Annotated in this window: 17 protein-coding genes; 9 read left to right on the plus strand and 8 right to left on the minus strand. The window is 38.1% G+C overall.

Translation table 11 applies throughout. The annotated features are described in order from the left end of the window. The first annotated feature begins 3 nt into the window (after positions 1 to 3). Entirely contained in the window at positions 4 to 477 is a 474-nt protein-coding gene (locus tag AC1RJ8_RS17600; protein ID WP_492954892.1) for a hypothetical protein, read from the plus strand. A gap of 138 nt (positions 478 to 615) precedes the next feature. Here the strand turns inward: AC1RJ8_RS17600 and AC1RJ8_RS17605 are convergent, their stop codons facing one another. From AC1RJ8_RS17605 to AC1RJ8_RS17620, 4 genes are all read right to left on the minus strand, one after another. Then, the gene (locus AC1RJ8_RS17605; RefSeq protein ID WP_492954891.1) at positions 616 to 1,041 is read right to left on the minus strand and encodes a hypothetical protein; all 426 of its coding nucleotides are present in this window, start codon (positions 1,039 to 1,041) and stop codon (positions 616 to 618) included. Between the two features lie 115 nt (positions 1,042 to 1,156). Continuing rightward, a complete protein-coding gene (locus tag AC1RJ8_RS17610) occupies positions 1,157 to 1,843 on the minus strand; it encodes an RluA family pseudouridine synthase (RefSeq protein WP_108198402.1) in 687 nt (228 codons plus the stop codon). 129 nt (positions 1,844 to 1,972) lie between these two features. Further along, positions 1,973 to 2,788, minus strand: coding sequence for a 3-methyl-2-oxobutanoate hydroxymethyltransferase (gene panB, locus AC1RJ8_RS17615; RefSeq protein WP_057932746.1), 816 nt, complete (start codon positions 2,786 to 2,788; stop codon positions 1,973 to 1,975). A 92-nt stretch (positions 2,789 to 2,880) separates the two neighbouring features. After that, positions 2,881 to 3,075: a hypothetical protein gene (locus AC1RJ8_RS17620; protein WP_492954890.1), complete on the minus strand. Its 195-nt coding sequence runs from the start codon at positions 3,073 to 3,075 to the stop codon at positions 2,881 to 2,883. A gap of 35 nt (positions 3,076 to 3,110) precedes the next feature. On the opposite strand from AC1RJ8_RS17620, the gene carA reads away from it, so the two are divergent. The 5 genes from carA (at position 3,111) to AC1RJ8_RS17645 (ending at position 8,223) form a co-directional block, all read left to right on the plus strand. Further along, complete coding sequence (gene carA / locus AC1RJ8_RS17625) at positions 3,111 to 4,223, plus strand: glutamine-hydrolyzing carbamoyl-phosphate synthase small subunit (protein WP_492954889.1); 1,113 nt, start codon at positions 3,111 to 3,113, stop codon at positions 4,221 to 4,223. A gap of 225 nt (positions 4,224 to 4,448) precedes the next feature. Further along, positions 4,449 to 5,213 carry an ABC transporter ATP-binding protein gene (locus tag AC1RJ8_RS17630; protein WP_116251357.1) on the plus strand — a complete coding sequence of 255 codons (765 nt, stop codon included), beginning with the start codon at positions 4,449 to 4,451 and terminating at the stop codon, positions 5,211 to 5,213. 77 nt (positions 5,214 to 5,290) lie between these two features. After that, positions 5,291 to 6,412 (plus strand): ABC transporter permease, encoded by a 1,122-nt coding sequence (locus AC1RJ8_RS17635; RefSeq protein WP_492954888.1) that lies wholly within the window; start codon positions 5,291 to 5,293, stop codon positions 6,410 to 6,412. A gap of 115 nt (positions 6,413 to 6,527) precedes the next feature. Beyond that, a complete protein-coding gene (locus AC1RJ8_RS17640; RefSeq protein WP_492954887.1) occupies positions 6,528 to 7,484 on the plus strand; it encodes a Fic family protein in 957 nt (318 codons plus the stop codon). Between the two features lie 55 nt (positions 7,485 to 7,539). Then, positions 7,540 to 8,223 carry an XAC2610-related protein gene (locus AC1RJ8_RS17645; protein ID WP_492954886.1) on the plus strand — a complete coding sequence of 228 codons (684 nt, stop codon included), beginning with the start codon at positions 7,540 to 7,542 and terminating at the stop codon, positions 8,221 to 8,223. A 286-nt stretch (positions 8,224 to 8,509) separates the two neighbouring features. On the opposite strand, the gene AC1RJ8_RS17650 is transcribed toward AC1RJ8_RS17645, so the two are convergent. The 4 genes from AC1RJ8_RS17650 to kbl form a co-directional block, all read right to left on the minus strand. Beyond that, positions 8,510 to 9,085 (minus strand): TetR/AcrR family transcriptional regulator, encoded by a 576-nt coding sequence (locus tag AC1RJ8_RS17650; protein WP_029274048.1) that lies wholly within the window; start codon positions 9,083 to 9,085, stop codon positions 8,510 to 8,512. Between the two features lies 1 nt (position 9,086). Continuing rightward, the gene (locus AC1RJ8_RS17655) at positions 9,087 to 9,497 is read right to left on the minus strand and encodes a Rieske (2Fe-2S) protein (protein WP_492954885.1); all 411 of its coding nucleotides are present in this window, start codon (positions 9,495 to 9,497) and stop codon (positions 9,087 to 9,089) included. Beyond that, positions 9,497 to 10,537 carry a phenylalanine--tRNA ligase subunit alpha gene (pheS, locus tag AC1RJ8_RS17660; RefSeq protein WP_029274046.1) on the minus strand — a complete coding sequence of 347 codons (1,041 nt, stop codon included), beginning with the start codon at positions 10,535 to 10,537 and terminating at the stop codon, positions 9,497 to 9,499. The genes AC1RJ8_RS17655 and pheS overlap by 1 nt, the downstream gene beginning before the upstream one ends. Positions 10,538 to 10,684: 147 nt before the next feature. Beyond that, positions 10,685 to 11,872: a glycine C-acetyltransferase gene (gene kbl, locus AC1RJ8_RS17665; RefSeq protein ID WP_492954884.1), complete on the minus strand. Its 1,188-nt coding sequence runs from the start codon at positions 11,870 to 11,872 to the stop codon at positions 10,685 to 10,687. 248 nt (positions 11,873 to 12,120) lie between these two features. Here kbl and AC1RJ8_RS17670 point away from each other — a divergent pair, with 248 nt between their 5' ends. From AC1RJ8_RS17670 to AC1RJ8_RS17680, 3 genes are all read left to right on the plus strand, one after another. Then, entirely contained in the window at positions 12,121 to 14,568 is a 2,448-nt protein-coding gene (locus tag AC1RJ8_RS17670) for a DUF5686 and carboxypeptidase regulatory-like domain-containing protein (RefSeq protein ID WP_492954883.1), read from the plus strand. Positions 14,569 to 14,693: 125 nt separating this feature from the next. Beyond that, positions 14,694 to 15,629: an oxygen-dependent tRNA uridine(34) hydroxylase TrhO gene (gene trhO / locus AC1RJ8_RS17675; protein WP_492954882.1), complete on the plus strand. Its 936-nt coding sequence runs from the start codon at positions 14,694 to 14,696 to the stop codon at positions 15,627 to 15,629. Positions 15,630 to 16,047: 418 nt separating this feature from the next. Then, a complete protein-coding gene (locus AC1RJ8_RS17680; RefSeq protein WP_492954881.1) occupies positions 16,048 to 18,927 on the plus strand; it encodes a triple tyrosine motif-containing protein in 2,880 nt (959 codons plus the stop codon). The last annotated feature ends 269 nt before the right edge of the window (positions 18,928 to 19,196 follow it).

Below are 19,196 nucleotides of genomic sequence, written 5' to 3' on the forward strand. Positions count from 1 at the left end.
AAAATGAAAAGCATCTTTCCGGTATTAGGCCTTACTGCTTTATTAATGGCATCATGCCAGGGTGGAACGGCAAAAAAAACACAGGCCAAAATAGATTCTACCATAGTAACCAATGCAACGGCAAGCCCCGATTCTATTCGGTGCTACCAGTACATTAAAAACCGGGATACGGCCACCCTATCGTTAAAAACTGAAGACAATACAGTAACTGGGACTTTAGGTTATAATTTATACGAAAAAGATAAAAATGCTGGCACCATAGCCGGAATTGTTAAAGGCGATACGATAATTGCTAACTATACTTTTCAGTCTGAAGGCAAAACATCAATTAGGGAAGTGGCTTTTTTAAAAAAGGGTGATCAGCTAACAGAGGGATTTGGCGATGTACAGGAAGTAAAAGGCGAAACCAAGTTCAAAGACCTAAACAAACTAAAGTTTGATGGATCGATGACTTTTGACAAAATTGACTGTAAATAAAAGAGGTTGCATACTTAAGAAAGAATTGTCATCCTGAGCCTGTCGAAGGACACTTTAAAATATATTTAAGGCGTTTCGACAGGCTCAACGTGACAGTTTCTAGTCTGCATTATGACCAGTTTTCTTATTATTTTAAAATTACTTTAAAGCATCCTTAGCCGCTGTACTCCATTCTTCGCTTAACTTAAGCATATAATCAGAGTATTTTTGTATTTCATCTGGCTTAAGCTTACTTGCCCAGCCTGTTGCCTGGTTTGCCCAAGCCGTGTATTTATCGCTTAATGCTTTAATTTCTGTAGCATTTTTACTTTTCACAGCTGCAACATATTCGTCTTTAAGTTTAGCATATTCAGCAAGGCCTTTGTTTACCTCTTCACTTGAGAAAGTTGGAACTTCGGTTTTAACGGTTTCAGTTGTTTTTGTCGTTATTTTAGTAATGGTGTCTCCATTAGCAGAAATTTCGCTTGAATCTTTGGTTGTTTCCGTTTTTTTAGTGCTATCGCACGAAACCAATGTAGAAGCCAGTAAGCCTGCTGCAGCGATAGATAAGATGGTGTTTTTCATGACAAATTTGGTTTTAAGTCTTGAATAGACGAAATATGATGCCAAATCATAAAAAATCCGATCGAATACTTAAATATTGTGACCGGATATCTTAATTATATTAAATATTGTTGTGTTATAAATCTTCGAAACGTTCCCAAAAACCATCAACAGGTAATTTGGCAAATATATTTACAGGTTCTTTTTTAACCGGGTGTATAAACTGTAAACGGCGGGCATGTAGGCAAATGCTTCCTTTTCTGCTTCCGCGGGGATAGCCATATTTATTATCGCCCATAATCGGGCATCCCATTGATGAGAGCTGAACCCTGATCTGGTGCGAACGTCCGGTTAAGGGATCTACCTCCAAGAGGTAATAATCGCCAACCTTCGCCTTTACTTTGTAAGAAAGCTCGGCACGCTGACTGCCCGTAACCTCTGTATTGTAATAGGAAACCACATTTTTCTGCGGGTTTTTAACCAGCCAATGGATCAAAGTTGCCGACTCTTTCTCTGGCTTGTTCTTCACCACTGCCCAATAGGTTTTCTTTACTTCCCTATTTTTAAAAACGGCATTCATCCGTTCCAAAGCCTTACTCGTTTTAGCAAACAAGATTACGCCACTTACCGGCCGATCTAATCGGTGTACTACACCCAAAAAAGCACCATTGGGTTTATTGTACTTTTTAGCAATATACTTTTTTACCTGTTCATCCAAAGGTTCATCGCCGGTTTCATCAACCTGTACAATATCACCTGCCCTTTTATTAATGGCGATTAAATGATTGTCTTCAAAAAGGATGTCGTTATCGGTAATTGGCATCGGTTAGTTTATTGGTTCATTCGTCATTAGTTCATTGGACAAAGCAAATCGTCTATTGCAAAAGTCTATTGGTTAATTGTTTAAAGTTGGATGGTTTATCTACGTTTGAAAAAACTCCAAACTCCAAACTTAATACTGTTCTTTTTCGTTCGGGAAATCGTTGGCTTTTACATCACGGATGTACGATTGTGCTGCGCCTAAAATTTCATCGTATAAATTAATATACTGACGTAAAAACCGTGGTTTAAACCCCTTTGTTAAGCCAATCATATCATTTACAACCAAAACCTGCCCATCGCAGTCTTGTCCGGCACCAATACCGATAGTTGGAATATTCAGGCTTTCTGTAACTTCTTTACCTAAAGCAGCAGGAATTTTTTCTAATACAATAGCGAAACAGCCCGCAGCCTGTAAAGCCAAAACATCTGTTTTTAACTTATTTGCTTCTTCTTCTTCCTTCGCGCGGACTGTATATGTTCCGAATTTATAAATAGATTGAGGTGTTAAACCCAAATGCCCCATAACAGGTATTCCTGCAGTGATAATACGTTGAACCGATTCGATAATTTCTTCACCGCCTTCCAATTTAACACCGTGGGCACCCGATTCTTTCATAATTCTTATCGCTGAGTTCAAAGCTTCCTTTGAATTCCCCTGATAAGAGCCAAAAGGTAAATCGACAACAACGAAAGCGCGTTTAACTGCCCTGATTACCGAGGCGGCATGGTAAATCATCTGATCTAACGTAATAGGCAAGGTTGTTTCATGACCAGCCATTACATTAGAAGCCGAATCGCCTACAAGTAGAACGTCTAATCCTGCATCATCTAAAATGGTAGCCATCGAATAATCGTAGGCCGTTAACATAGATATTTTTTCACCACGTTGCTTCATTTCCTGTAAAGTGTGCGTGGTGATGCGTTTGATTTCTTTATGTACCGACATGGAATTTGTTTTGTGTTGCCAAAAGTATTGTTTTTTCTTTAATTAAGCTGAAAAGACCAAAGGTAAAAGACCAAAGCTATCTCAGGCAAAAATCATTTTTTATTTAAATCGTGTCTAACTGCTTTCAGCTTTAGTCTTTCTGCTTTTAGCCCCAACCTTATTTCACTTTTCTCTTTACATTTCCAATCTAAAACTCTATCTTTGTACCCCGAAATGGAAGGGATATATTCATCTTTTTTTGCACCCAGCAAAAACGGCTTTAATGCCGAAAGCCATTCTTTTTTCAACTCTTTTTTAAATCAAAATCCATATTGTAATTACCATGACTAACTACACCAAGTTACCTGCGATTTTATTACTGGCCGATGGCACAGTTTTTTACGGCAAAGCGGCCGGAAAAATTGGCACCACTACTGGCGAAATTTGTTTTAATACCGGGATGACAGGTTACCAGGAAATTTTTACTGATCCAAGTTATTTTGGACAGATAATGGTTACCACCAATGCGCATATTGGCAATTACGGTATCCACAAAGATGAAATCGAATCAGGTTCGATCAAAATTGCTGGTTTAGTCTGCAAAAATTACAACATCGTTTATAGCCGTAAAGAAGCAACAGAATCTATTCAGGATTATTTTCAGAACGATAACCTGGTTGCCATTTCTGATATCGATACACGTGCATTGGTTCGCCACATTAGAGATAAAGGTGCAATGAACGCGATTATTTCTTCTGAGATTACGGATTTAGAAGAATTAAAACAAAAACTGGCCGAAGTACCTTCAATGGAAGGTTTAGAGCTTTCATCTAAAGTAAGTACAACCGAGCCTTATTTTTATGGCAACCCTGAAGCGAGCTTAAAAGTGGCGGCTTTAGATTTAGGTATCAAGAAAAATATTTTGCGCAGTTTCGAAAACCGCGATATCTACGTTCAGGTTTTCCCGGCAAAAACTACTTTTGCCGAAATGGAAAAATTCAGCCCTGATGGTTATTTCATTTCTAACGGCCCTGGCGATCCATCGGTGATGCCTTACGCTGTAGAAACAATCAAAGATATTCTCGCGGTAAATAAACCAATGTTCGGGATCTGTTTAGGTCACCAGTTATTGGCCGAAGCTAATGGTATTGGCACCATGAAAATGTTTAACGGTCACCGTGGATTAAACCATCCGGTAAAAAACATTATCAAAAACCACTGCGAAGTTACTTCACAAAACCACGGTTTTGGTGTAATTCCTGATGAGGTTAGAAACTCTGATAAAGTAGAGATTACCCACGTTAACTTAAACGACAAATCGATCGAAGGTATCCGTGTTAAAGGTAAAAAAGCATTTTCGGTTCAGTATCACCCAGAGTCTTCACCAGGTCCACACGATTCGCGTTACTTATTCGACGATTTTGTTGATGTAATGAAGGGCGATCTGGTTTGGTAGTATTAAGGTAGAAGGCTGGAAGGCGGAGGGCTTAAGGTAATAGACCGAAGCTTAAATACCAGCGCACAATAAACGATCTGCGGATTTGCGGCAAGAATAAGCTGCCGATCCGCAGATTTCTTTTATAACCTATTTCGCCTGCATAAAACATCATTTTACCGACATTTTCGGTTATCTGCGTCAAAATTCATTCTCAATTCATTTAAAGCTGCTTACATTCGCAATATGGAAACAAAAAAAGCCATTATCAGCGTTAAAAACCTGGTAAAAAAATACGATGATTTTGTGGCCGTTCAAGGGCTTAGTTTTGAAGTTTACGAGCATGAGATTTTTGGTCTGCTTGGCCCTAATGGCGCCGGAAAAACCACTACCCTCGAAATTATTGAAACCTTAAGGGATAAAACCTCTGGTGAAATTATCGTTGATGGTTTTTCTGTCGACAAACAGCCGCAGGATATTAAGCAGATTATAGGTGTACAGCTACAGGCAGCTGGTTATTATCCAAATCTGAATCTCATCGAACTGATCGAACTTTTTGCCGGTTTATATGGCGCCAACATCAAACCGATGGAAATGCTGGAGAAAGTAAATCTTCAGGATAAAGCGAAAGCCAAATACAAAGCACTTTCGGGCGGGCAAAAACAGCGTTTCTCTATAGCTACAACACTAATCAACCAACCTAAGATTATTTTTTTGGATGAACCCACAACAGGTTTAGATCCACAGGCCAGAAGAAATCTCTGGGATCTGATTATCGAAATCCGTAATGCAGGTACTACCGTTGTAATTACCACGCACTATATGGACGAGGCTGAGCAACTTTGCGATCGCGTTGCTTTCGTAGAACGCGGACAGATTATCGCGCTGGATACTCCTGATAATTTAATAGATAAATTAGTGAGCAGCGGTTTTGAACGTAAAAAAGAGGTTAAAAAGGCCAATCTGGAAGATGTTTTTATCAACCTTACCGGCCAGGAATGGAGAGAATAAGCCCCTAGCCCCAGAAGGGGGAACTTGAAACCTAGTGCTTAATACATTTTTAAAAAATAAAATCCAGCAGAACCAATATGCAAAAAGATATACACGAAAGAAATTCAAACACCCCTTCAGGGGCTGGGGGGTACAGTAACACCACAGCAACCCTTGCCCTTGCCAAAGCGAGTTTCAGATCGATTATGCGAAGCCCTTCGGCAGTGGTATTCACCCTTGCTTTCCCTTTAATATTTATTCTGGTCTTCGGATTTTTAGGTGGTGGTGGAACACGCATTGATGTGGGCGTGACCCCAGGCGCTGATGTAAATAACCCGGTGATGGGCATGTTGGAAAAAACAGGAATGATCCGCCTGGTTAAAGATAAATCGAAAGCTGAGTTCGACAAACTGTTAGAAAAAGGCAATGTTGACGCTATGATTGATGTGCATAGAAAAGTAAATTCTACTGCCTATTCGGTCAACGTGGTTTACACCTCCGCATCAAGAGATAAAGGCGGAATTTTAAAATCGGTTCTAAACAATATTTTCTACGATAAAACCTTAAAACCGACAGTAGCAGAGATAAAAGAAAGCACTATTACTGGCCGCGAATATAAAACCATCGATTTTATACTTCCCGGGCAGTTAGGCTTCTCGCTATTAAGTACCGGTGTTTTCGGAACTGCATTCGTTTTTTTGAGTCTGCGCCAAACCTTAGTAATCAAGCGGTTTTTTGCTACACCTGTTAAACGTTCGAGTATTGTAATCGGCGAAGGTATTGCCCGTATCGGTTTCGCCTTAATTGGCGCATTGTTTATCATCCTGATCGGTCATTTCTTTTTTGGCTTTACACTGGTCCATGGTGCGCTCACCGTTGTCAATATGCTCATACTGGCTACGCTAGGTGTAATTGTTTTTATGGGTTTTGGCTTTATCATTTCAGGCATTGCTAAAAACGAAAGTATGGTACCGCCCATCTCGAACATCGTTACTTTACCGCAGTTTTTACTATCAGGGACATTCTTTTCTATCGAGGCTTTTCCTAGCTGGTTACAGCCCATTAGCAGAGCACTACCCCTTACCTATTTAAACGATGCCATGCGCAAAGTGGCTTTTGAAGGCTTGGGCTTATGGGACGTTAAATTCCAGATTATGATCCTATTGCTCTGGGGCTTTGGCATTTATGCTGTTGCGGTGAAAGTATTTAAATGGGAATAACTAAATAAAGAAAGTTTTAAATGGTAGCAAATCAGCTATCATTTTTTTTGGACAAAAATCTTTAATATCGGATAAGTAAATTTTTAAATCCAACCGATAATTAATATATTTGGGTATGTGGGAATTCGATTTAAGCGATTTAAAAGAACTACTACCTCAAATAGATAGGTTGTACGAAAAAAAAGCCAGGCTAGAAACCTCAAGGCCATTGCCCAATAGCGCGCTATACCGTATCAAAGAAGACCTCACCATAGAATGGACTTACAACTCCAATAGCATAGAAGGAAACACCTTAAGCCTGAAAGAAACCCAAATGGTTTTGCAAGAAGGTATGACCGTTAAAGGCAAATCACTAAGGGAGCATTTCGAAGCCTACAATCATGAAAAAGCCATCGATTACCTCTATACCTTAGTCAATAAAAACTACGCGCTTAGAAGTATCGATATTTTGTCGCTTCATGGCTTAGTGCTCAGAAGTATTGAAGATGATTATGCAGGCCGCTTAAGAAATGGTGGTGTTCGCATTGTTGGTGCAAATTTTACACCACCCAACGCTAACAAGGTTTCTGATCTGTTAGATGAATTAATTGGCTTCATTAATGATAACCCATTAGGATTAAATGATATCCTGTTGTCTACTATTTTTCACCATAAATTGGTTTGGATTCATCCTTTTTTTGATGGAAATGGCCGTACGGTGAGGCTTGCCATGAATTTACTGCTCATGCGAAAAGGCTTCCCACCCGCTATTATCCTCAAAAATGACAGAAAGAAATACTATGAAGCACTTAACCAAGCCAACAAGGGTAATTACCATAAGCTTTGTTTGTTAATGCTGCAGGCCCTGGAGCGCTCGTTAAACATCTATATAAATGCATTGCCAGGAAACACGTACGGAGATTACGAACCCATATCGCATATCGTTTCGGAACCTGATGTTCCGTATGGGCAAGAGTATGTGAGTTTGTTAGCGAGGCAGGGTAAAATAGATGCTTACAAAGAAGGCAGAGATTGGCTCACTACAAAATCTGCAGTACAAAGCTATATCAAAACCCGCAAAAGAAAACGTTAACCTTTTTTAACTTTTTACAGTCTGATATTGATGTAATTTTACCGAAAAATATTTAATGAAAAGTTTGATTATCTTTTGCGGTATTTTATTGATTGCCAATACTTCGAAAGCACAGTTTAAATTCTTGGCCAATAACAGCTCTGAACAATACAAGGCCAAAATTTTTGTTGATAAATGTGAAAATAACGCTTGCAGCGGAAAAGCGACAATTATTATTTACGATAAAGCCACAGATAGAGAAGTAGACACCTTCCATTCTGAAGATCTGGATTTTGGCTTAACTGAAAACCAAAATGCCAAACTTGGATGGCTCGATTTAGGCAAATACCAAACACCTTTAATTTTTGGTGATTTTAATTTTGACGGCTCAGAAGACATCGCCATAAGAAATGGTAACAATGGCGCTTATGCCAGTCCATCTTACAGCATTTATTTATCATCAAAAGAAAACAAATTCCTACTGAATAAAGAACTTACCAAACTGGCCAGCGAAAACCTGGGTATGTTCGATATTGATAAAAAAACAAAACAGGTTTCTATTCATCAAAAAGATGGATGCTGTTTCGACAAAACCATCAACTATAAATATGATACCAAAAATGTGCTTTACGAAGATTCATCGGTAATTGAAGATTCGAGTATTGCAGATAACGTTACGGTGATTACGCAAAAACTTGTTGATGGAAAAATAAAAAGAACTGTTCAAAAATTTAAGATGAAAGATTATTATAATCAGTAAGTTGAATTTTTAACCACAGATGCAGGTAGATAAACACGGATTTCTGCATTCGTTCCCTTTTTATCTTCTTCTAGTGATAGCGTTTCGCTACGACATACCAATAAGTTTATTTTTTAGTGTCTTAGCGGGATGCTAAGACCAGACTCAGCGCTATCGGGTGCAATGCAGCCGAGAACCACGAAATGCTCAGCGAAGCTAAATCTATCTGGAGAGCACTTTTGATTTAGATCTCTCCGCTCCGCGATGCTCTGGTCGAGGACGAACCTGTTATTAAAGATTGTTCAATTTAAAGCGCTGCTTTTACCAAAAAAGGCAATATTTCTTTCTGGAAACTTACAAAGTTCTTACGAACGTCAGAGTCGCTAACTGAAGTAAATGCAAATGAAAATACGATGCTCTTACTGGCTTTCAACAGAAAGGCCAATCCTTCTCTTCTTGCAGGGTTATTCTTAAAGTTATCCAATTGCAGGTAAGCGGCCAATAACAATGCCTCTAGCTGATCTGATAAATGTTTTAAAAACTCCTGTGAGTTTGCATTTTCACGAACAAAATCCCACCCGATAAACTCATTGCAAGCCGTAAAAGATAAACGGCTGGTTTTCATTACCAATGCTTTTAAATGCTCCTCTTCTGATGCGTAGCTTAATTTATTATGCAGGATTTCGTGAAGATTCTGATCAAGGTAATCCATCAGGATACTATCCAGCACTTGTTCTTTACTTTCGAAGTATTTGTAAATCGTTGCTTTGGCAATACGTGCCTTTTTAGCAATTTCGTTTACACTGGTTTTATGATAACCGTATTTTCTAAATAGTTCTTTGGCAGCCTTTTTTACTGTTTCTTTTATTTTTTCAGCTTCCATTTTAATTGCTTACGTGTAATAGTGTATTGCCCTGCAACGAAATATTATAGGCTTTTAAGCTTCTTTCTGCAGGTGCTTTTTGTGGACTTCCGTCAAGCAGTGAAAATTTTGCCCCAGAACATGGATCGGTTGCGGTAAATCCGCTGTCATCGGGCACTACTTTACAAATTTTCTCTGGATTTACGGTACTGCAACGATCAAATACGACATAACTGTTGGATGATATTCTCACAATAATTAAACCCCCAACACCCCGATCAGCAACTAGCATAACATTATCTTTTTGCTTAATGGAAAACTCTTGAAGTGTTACATTATAATTCACAGGCACGTCAGGAATGTAACCTTCATCTTTACCACAGCCTGTGGCAATTAAGAATACAAACAATATGCTATATAAATACTTCATCATTAAATTAAAGCAGATTTAAATTGCTTTAAGAAACGTGCATCGTTCTCAGAGAACAAACGCAGATCTTTAATTTCGTATTTCAGGTTGGTAATACGTTCTATTCCCATTCCAAATGCAAAACCGCTATATTTTTTCGAATCGATACCACAGTTTTCCAAAACATTGGGATCTACCATACCGCAGCCCAAAATCTCTACCCAACCACTGTATTTACAAAATTGGCAGCCTGCTCCTTTACAAATAGTACATGAAATATCCATCTCTGCAGATGGCTCTGTAAACGGAAAATATGATGGACGGAAACGCACTTTTGTACCTTCTCCGTATAATTCCTGAACGAAATAAAATAAGGTTTGCTTTAAATCGGCAAATGAAACATTTTCATCAACATACAAACCTTCTACCTGATGAAAAAAACAGTGTGCACGTGCAGAAATGGCCTCATTACGGTAAACACGGCCTGGCATAATTGCCCTGAATGGCGGTTGGCCCTGCTCCATCATGCGCACCTGCACGGAAGAAGTATGCGTACGCAGCGCGATATCGCCTTTTTCTCCACCTTTTTTAATGAAGAAAGTATCTTGCATATCTCTTGCTGGATGCTCTTCAGGGAAGTTCAGTGCAGAGAAGTTATGCCAATCATCTTCAATTTCAGGGCCTTCTGCTACTGTAAAACCAAGTTTAGCAAAAATCTCTACAATTTCGCGGCGCACTAAAGCTAAAGGGTGGCGCGAACCAATCTCGAAACCTTCACCAGGTAAAGTTAAATCTTGTTGTGCGTTCTCAGTTTTTACCTCGGCACTTTCTGTAGATTCTTTTAAGGTGAGGTATTTTGATTCGGCAAGTTGCTTAAACTCATTTAAAACTTTACCTAAGGATCTTTTTTCTTCAACAGAAACAGATTTGAATTCGTCGAAAATCTCTTTGATTACGCCTTTGCTTCCTAAATATTTGATGCGGAATTGCTCTAACTCGTCTGCTTTTTCAGTTACGAAAGCATTAATTTTATCGGTATATTGTGTTATTTTGTCCTGTAACATGGCTTCAAATATACGGCAAATTATCCAATAATTTCAGGGTTGATGAGTTCAAATAATCTGTTTACAATACCATTATAAAAGAAAATGAACCCATAAACTATAAAAGCCGCTTAAGCGGCTTTTATAGTTATCGTAGATATATAGGTTTTAAATTACTCCCAATTCTTTCCCTACCTTGGTAAATGCAGCAATTGCTTTATCTAAGTGATGTTGCTCATGCCCTGCTGATAACTGCACACGAATTCTCGCTTTGCCCTGAGGCACAACCGGATAAAAGAACCCGATTACATAAATACCTTCTTCTAACATTTTAGCTGCGAACTGTTGTGCAATTTTTGCGTCGTACAACATTACCGGAACAATTGGGTGGAAACCTGGCTTGATATCGAAACCAGCTGCAGTCATTTTTTCACGGAAATACTTCGTATTATTTTCTAATTTATCTCTTAACGACGTGGTTTCACTTAACATATCCAATACTGCGATAGATGCACCCGCAATTGCTGGCGCTAGGGTATTAGAGAACAAATAAGGACGTGAACGTTGACGCAACATATCGATTATTTCTTTCTTACCAGAAGTGAAACCGCCAGATGCACCACCTAAAGCTTTACCCAAAGTACCGGTAATGATATCAATACGGTCCATTACGTCGAAGTGCTCATGTGTTCCGCGGCCGTTTTTACCGATAAAACCTGTACAATGCGATTCATCGATCATAATCAGGGCTTCATATTTATCGGCCAGATCTGCAATTTTATCCAGTGGAGCAACCGACCCATCCATAGAGAAAGCACCATCGGTAACAATAATCCTATGCCTGCAATCTTTGGCTGCGATCAACTGTTTTTCCAGATCTTCCATATCTGCATTTTTATAACGGAAACGTTGTGCTTTACACAATCTAACACCATCAATAATTGATGCGTGATTTAATTCATCAGAAATAATGGCATCTTCTGCATTAAACAAGGGTTCAAAAACACCACCATTGGCATCAAATGCCGCAGCATATAAAATTGTATCTTCTGTACCTAAAAATTTGGAAATTTTAGCTTCCAATTCTTTGTGTACATCTTGTGTGCCACAGATAAAACGTACTGAAGACATTCCATAGCCATGATCGTCTATCGCTTTTTTAGCCGCTTCTATTACTTTTGGATGAGAAGAGAGTCCTAAATAATTATTTGCACAAAAGTTAACTACTTCAGCACCGCCGGCCACTTTAATGTCGGCACCCTGAGGGGTAACAATAATTCTTTCGCGTTTAAATAATCCAGCGTTTTCGATTTCTTCAAGTTCTTTCTGAAGAACAGGTTGTAATGTTTTATACATGGCCTTTTTATATGGTTGATTTTACGCCCAAAGTTATAAAAAAAAGTCTTTACAGACCTAAAAAGGCAATTTTAACAACATATTTTAGAGACAAACGTTTGATTAGTTGGCTAATGGTGATTACATTTATATTATTCTGAAAAAAATTAATATTATCCCATTTTTTTTGAATCTTAACAAACTTTAACACCCCCCTATATGTATAGTCTTAAAAGTTATTCGATATTTATAGCTTACTAATCCAATTTATGATAAGAATTTGCGCGCTCCTATTTTTTTGTGGCCTCACCAATTTTGTTTTTGCTCAACAATTTACCATCACGGGAATAGTTAAAGATACCAACGGACAACCTGTTCCCTTTGCATCGGTTTATTTAAAAAACACCACTACCGGTACATCTGCAAATGTTGATGGGAGATATTCGATGAAGTTAAAATCGGGACAATACACACTAAATTTTAGGGCTGTGGGCTACAAACAGCAGGAGCATATCATCAACCTTACCGACGATATTTCGCTCAATGTAACCCTAACATCTGAAAGTTATACTTTAGAAAACGTAAACATCAGGGCAAATGCCGAAGATCCGGCTTATGCCATTATCCGTAAAACCATTAAGCAGAGAGAAACACACTTAAATGAAGTTAAGGAATTTAGTTGCGATGTTTATATCAAAGGCGTCCAACGTTTAAGGGGTGCCCCTAAAAAGTTTTTCGGTCAGGATATCCAAAAAGTTTTGGAACTCGATACCAATCGAAAAGGCATCATTTATTTATCAGAATCGCAGAGTAAATTTAATTTCAGAAGGCCTAATGATGTGCACGAAGAAATGATTTCATCAAAAGTTGCCGGAAGAAACAATGCTTTCAGTTTCAATAAAGCATCTGATCTCATTATTAATTTTTATGATAATTACCTGCTCGAAAACAAATTAAGTACCAGGGGCTTCATTTCGCCAATTGCAGACAATGCCCTTTTTTACTATAAATACAAATTGCTTGGCGAAACCAAAGAAAACGGAGAACTGATCCACAAAATCGAGGTCATCCCCCGTCGTGAAAATGACCCTGTATTTAGGGGTATTATATACATTATTGATGGCAGCTGGAGAATTTACAATACCGATGTTTATTTAACCAAAAAATCGGGGATCAACTTTATCGATACCTTAAACATCAGCCAACAATTTACCAAGGTTAAGGAGGTTTATATGCCTACCGCCATCAATTTTCAATTCGCAGGTAATGTATTAGGCTTTAAAATTGCAGGCTATTTTGTTGGTATTTATAGCAATTACAATGTTGACCCTAAGTTTCCTAAAAACTTTTTCAATGGCGAAATATTAAAAATAACCGAAATGGTGAACAAAAAAGACTCTGCCTACTGGACAAACAATAGGCCGATTCCTTTAACAGGTGATGAAAAGCTTAATTACGTTAAAAAAGATAGTATTGCTAAATTAAAAGAATCGAAAAAATACCTCGATTCATTAGAAAAAGACAACAACAAGTTTGGTATTGGCAAATTGCTGCTTAGAGGATATAGTGTTAACGACCGCTATGATAAGGAATATTGGTCTTTCGATCCGGTACTTAAAGCCATATTTTACAATACCGTAGAAGGTTTTGCGGTAAAATATGGGGTTACATATAGAAAAGATTTTGAGAATAGGAGATCTTATTCTATCCGGCCTGAACTGAGGTATGGTTTTGCCAACCAAAAACTTACAGGAAGTTTAACCGGAAGTTACTATTACAATCCGCTTAAAAGGGCCAGTGTAGGTGCATCGTTCGGAAATGGCATTTTTGACCTAAACAATCTGGGCTCCATGACTGCGTTAGGCAATACCATCAATTCATTGCTTTACGAAAAAAACTTCTCAAAATTTTACGAGAAAAGCTTTATTAACATTAACACAACCAGAGAACTGGCAACAGGATTACAGGGAAGTGCAAGTGTAGATTATAGCAGGAACAAAAATTTAATCAATAACTCTACATTTAAGTTTATCGATGTCAAGGATAGGGAATTTACCTCGAACAATCCTTTTAGTCCAACAGTAGAAACACCACTTTTCCCCACCTACAACTCCTTAAGTGCAACCGTAAGTTTAACTTACACCATAGGTCAGAAATACATTACCCGTCCAGATGGCAAGTTTTATACCGAATCTCACTTCCCTAGAATTACGGTATTATATAAGAAGGGATTTAACAATTTTTTAAATAGTGATGTTGATTACGATTTTGTAAAAGCAGAAGTTTATCAGGATAGAATTAGCTTAGGGTTACTGGGATATAGTTCATTTTTGGTCGGGGCAGGAAAATTTCTTAATAATGCAAAGATGTACTATCCTGATTTCAAACATTTTTCAGGTAACATATCTACCATCTTCCCTCCTAATATCAGGAAGTTTCAATATTTAGATTTTTATCAGTTCAGCACCAACCAGCAATACTTCGAAGCGCATTTAGAGCATAATTTTGCAGGCTTTTTCACAAATAAAGTGCCGTTACTGCGTAAAGCTAAATTAGAAGAATTTATTGGGGGTGGTTATTTGTCTTCTCCAGAAAAAAGAAATTATAAAGAATTTTATTTCGGTTTCCAGCGCCTGGTATTAAGGGCCAGTTATGGCTTTGCCTACGACGGTGCCCGCAAATTAACACAAGGATTTAGAATTGCTTACACCCTATAATAAGGTTTAGGGCTGAAGGCATTAAGGTAGAGGGCAAAACCTAACATCTTTATCCTTTTACCTTCAACCTTTTTTACTATCTTTGCCCCGCTTTAAACGCCGTTTGCAACGGTATCAACAGCGTTATGAAAAAATATCAAACACTACTTTACTATTGCTATAGTTACATAGCAGAGGCAGAACAATTTGCTGCCGATCATCTTAAATTTTGTAAATCATTAGGTTTAGTTGGCCGTATTATCGTTGCCGATGAAGGTTTAAACGGCACCGTTTCTGGCACTGTTGAGGCTTGCGAAGCTTACATGAAAACTGTACATGCCGATGAAAGGTTTGCAAAAACAGAATTCAAAATAGATGATGTTGAGGAGCCTTCGTTTCTGAAAATGCACTGCCGTTATAAATCAGAAATTGTGCATTCTGGTTTAAGAGATACCTCGATCATTAATCCGAACGAAAAAACAGGTAAACATTTAGAGCCTGTAGATTTCATGAAAATGAAAGATGATGAGGATGTAATTATCCTGGATGTACGCTCCAATTATGAGCACAATCTTGGTAAATTTAAAAATGCATTAACACTCGATATCGAAAATTTCCGCGATTTCCCTGAACAGATTAATCAACTTGCCCAATATAAAGACAAAAAAATACTAACGTATTGTACAGGTGGAATAAAATGTGAAAAGGCATCTGCATTGCTTTTACATCATGGCTTTAACGATGTTTACCAATTACATGGTGGCATTATTAAATATGGAAAAGAAGCAGGCGGAAAGGATTTTGAAGGCAAGTGTTATGTTTTCGACAACCGCATTGCTGTCGATGTAAATAAGGTAAACCCCACCATTGTTTCGGTTTGTTATAATTGCGGTAAAACCACCCCTAAAATGATCAACTGTGCTAATCCTGAATGTAATGAACACATTACCCAATGTGATGAATGCGGCGATCAGCTTCAGGGCTGTTGCTCAGTTGAGTGCACTACCAATCCACGCAAGCGCCCTTACGATGGCACAGGCTATTATGTAAAGGTTCCGCAGCCTGTAGTTGTGAAAAGTTAGGTTTTGGGTTGGATAGTCCATAGTTGATTGCAAAGTTTCAATTGTAGCGATTATAACACAATAAGTTTTTTTGGAGCGCAGTGTCATTGCAAACAACAAGGGTTCCGTCCTGCTGTACGTTTTACTTCGCCAATGAAGAATTGGCTTCGTGCCACTGCCATCAGGGCTAGTTGGCGAGTTCCGGTATTCTATCCTTAATTTACTTAACTGCTTAATGTTTCTTAACGCCTCAATGCTGAAAACAATCGACCATTATAATATTGCATAAAACGATCTCTTTTAATAGGTCGATTGTTGATCGTTTATCAAAAGCCTTCCTCTTTAACTAATAGTCATGAACTATAGGCCACTAACGATCGACTATTAAACAATTTTTCATTTACTTTGTGTATTAATGGCTTTACCTATTAACCATTTTATGCTAAACTATTTCCGGCTCCTATTATTATTATCCTGCTTCGCAATAAATACCTATGCATCAGAAATTAAAAGCATAGGCGTTCCATATATAGAAAATTATCCAAAATCTGTCTATTCATCAGGAAACCAGAACTGGAGTATAGCAAAAGATAAAAATGGCGTAATGTACTTTGGCAATGCTGAAGGACTTTTAACTTTCGATGGCCGCTACTGGCAGAAATATCAGATGCCCAACAGGCAAATTGTTAGATCGGTCGCGACAGACGATAAAGGAAGAATTTATACCGGTAGCTTTGGTGAATTTGGCTTTTGGTCAATTAAAAGCAACCAGTTAACCTATAGCTCACTTACCAATCTTTTACCAAAAGGAATAAAAATCAATGATGAAGTTTGGAAAATCTATGTAGACCAGGATAGGGTAATCTTTCAATCTTTTTCGAAAATATTCCTCTATAAAAACAACAAAATCGAGGTTGTAAAATCACCATCTTCCTTTCTGTTTCTTCATAAGGTGAACAAAAGGTACCTAATTGAAGTACTGGAAAAAGGTTTGTTCGAACTCATTGGCAACAAGTTAATTCATATTCCAAACAGTGAAAAACTTGGCAAAGAAGGAATTCTTTCTATCCTTCCTTATAAAACCAGCGGCCTCATTATCGGCACCAGTAAGAACGGATTGTTTACCTATGACGGAAAAGATTTTACACCGCTGAACACACCAGCAAATAGTTATCTTAAAACCTACCAGCTTAATAATGGGGTGAGTTTATTGGGTAAATATTTTGCTTACGGTACTATCCTTAATGGCCTGATCATTATTGATGAGAATGGAAGGGTTGTGCAGCGGATCAATAAATCGAGCGGTTTACAGAACAATACTGTTTTAAGTTTATATGCTGATAATGAACAAAATCTTTGGACAGGTCTTGATAATGGGATCGACCGCATAGAACTTAACTCTCCTTTATATTTTTATTTTGATAAAACAGGTCAGTTTGGCACTGTTTACTCCAGCATTATCTTCAACAATAAAATTTATCTCGGTACCAATCAAGGTTTATTTTACAGCGAGTGGTCGCCAGATAACCTACTGCCATTTAATTTTCGGTTAATCGCTAATTCGCAAGGCCAGGTATGGGAACTCGCCATTATCGATAATGAGTTGATCTGTGGGCACAATAGCGGCACATTTAAAGTAAACGGCGATAAAATCGATTGGTTATCAAGATCAGCTGGTGGCTGGACGATTAAAAAGTTAAACTCGAATCCAAATTACCTAGTTCAGGGCACTTATACCGGGCTTTCGCTTTTTACAGAATCTCCAGCGCTGGGATTAAAGTTTGCTACAAAAATTGCAGGCTTTGATGCCCCATCCAGATATGTAGAACAGGATAATAAAGGAGATATCTGGGTGGCGCATGCTTATAAAGGGTTGTACAAATTAAGCTTAAGCACTAATTACACGAGTGTAACCAGCACAAAATATTTCGATGAAAAAAACGGGCTCCCTGGCAATTACAACATCAATATATTCAACTTAGAGAACAAAATTGTCTTTTCTTCTGATGCGGGTTTTTATACTTACGATGAATTGAGCAATAAGTTTACCAAATACGAAGCACTTAATAAAGAACTCGGCTCTTTCGAATCATCCAATAAAATTATTAGCGCAGGAGGTAAAAAATATTGGTTTATTAATCACGGCAAAACAGCACTGGTTAACTTTAGCGAACCTGGTAAAGTAGAAATAGATTCGAATCAATTCAGCATTTTAGATGGCAGGATGGTGCAATATTATGAGAATATCAGCCGAATCAGTAATTCCATTTACCTGATCAGCGTTGATGATGGCTTTGTAATCTACAATCCTACGGCTCAACTGAATTTGCAGAAGCAAAAATTGCCTTCCGTACTGATCAGGCGTGTAGAAGATATTACCGATAAGTTTTCGCTCATCAGCGAAGCTGGAAATAGTGAGGAAGCAACAGAGATCCAAAACAGCCGCAACAATATCCGCATTTCTTATGCATTGCCCTATTACCGGCAGGCTAAGGTTAAATATCAGTTTTATTTAGAGGGATATTCTAAGGCCTGGTCTGATTGGAGTTATGCCACAGAAAAAGATTTCACCAATTTAAGTGCCGGGAACTATGTTTTTAAAGTTAGGGCAAAAATCGATGATACTTCAGTAAGCGGGGAAACCGTTTATTCGTTTATCATTTTGCGGCCATGGTATCTAAATAACTGGGCCATTTTGTGTTATGTTGTTCTTTTTGTGGTGGTGTTAATTCTGGGCAAAAAAATCTACGAAAGAAAATTACAGCGGGATAGCCAAAAAATTAGCGATCGTTTACAGGCTGAGCAGGAAGAGATTCTTAGGCAGGAAACAGAGATCAACGAAAAGCAGATCATCAAGCTGCAAACCGAAAAATTACAAGCCGAATTGGCCTCGAAAAACAGAGAACTCGCCAACTCGGCCATGACCCTCGTTTATAAAAACGAACTGCTTCAAAAGCTAAGTGATGAAATCACCAAATTAAAGGATGAGAATGGTAAAAAACTCTCAGATGATCAGACCCGCAAAATCCAGAAAGTAATTAATGATGGAATGAATGATGAACGTGATTGGCATTTATTTGAAAATAGCTTTAACGAGGCACACGAGAGTTTCTTTAAAAAATTAAAGGCACAACATCCGGATCTTGTTCCGAATGATTTAAAACTGTGTGCTTACCTCAGAATGAATATGAGCAGTAAAGAAATGTCGTCACTGTTGAACATTAGTTTAAGAGGAGTTGAAATACGCAGGTATCGCTTGCGTAAAAAGCTCGAAGTACCGCACGATAAAAACCTGACAGAGTTTTTAATGGAACTTTAATCTTGCCGCTAGAATCAAATTAAAGCGGGCAAAAATTGCTCGAAGCAGCCTCGGGAACGTTTGCACAAAAAACGGTTTTTGAGGCTTTTTCATGTTATCTTACCCAATCGGCACTACATCATTACCTCTCAAGGCAAGCTTCGTGGCCCCACAAAACACTTAGTGTTATTTGTACACTTGTGCATATATTAATGTGATGTTAAAATCTAAAAAACTGCATTTTTAGGCTAAAATGGCATTTGGTTTTATTGAATGAGATACCCCACAGT

This window comes from Pedobacter sp. GW822-FHT03F06 (genome assembly GCF_058801365.1).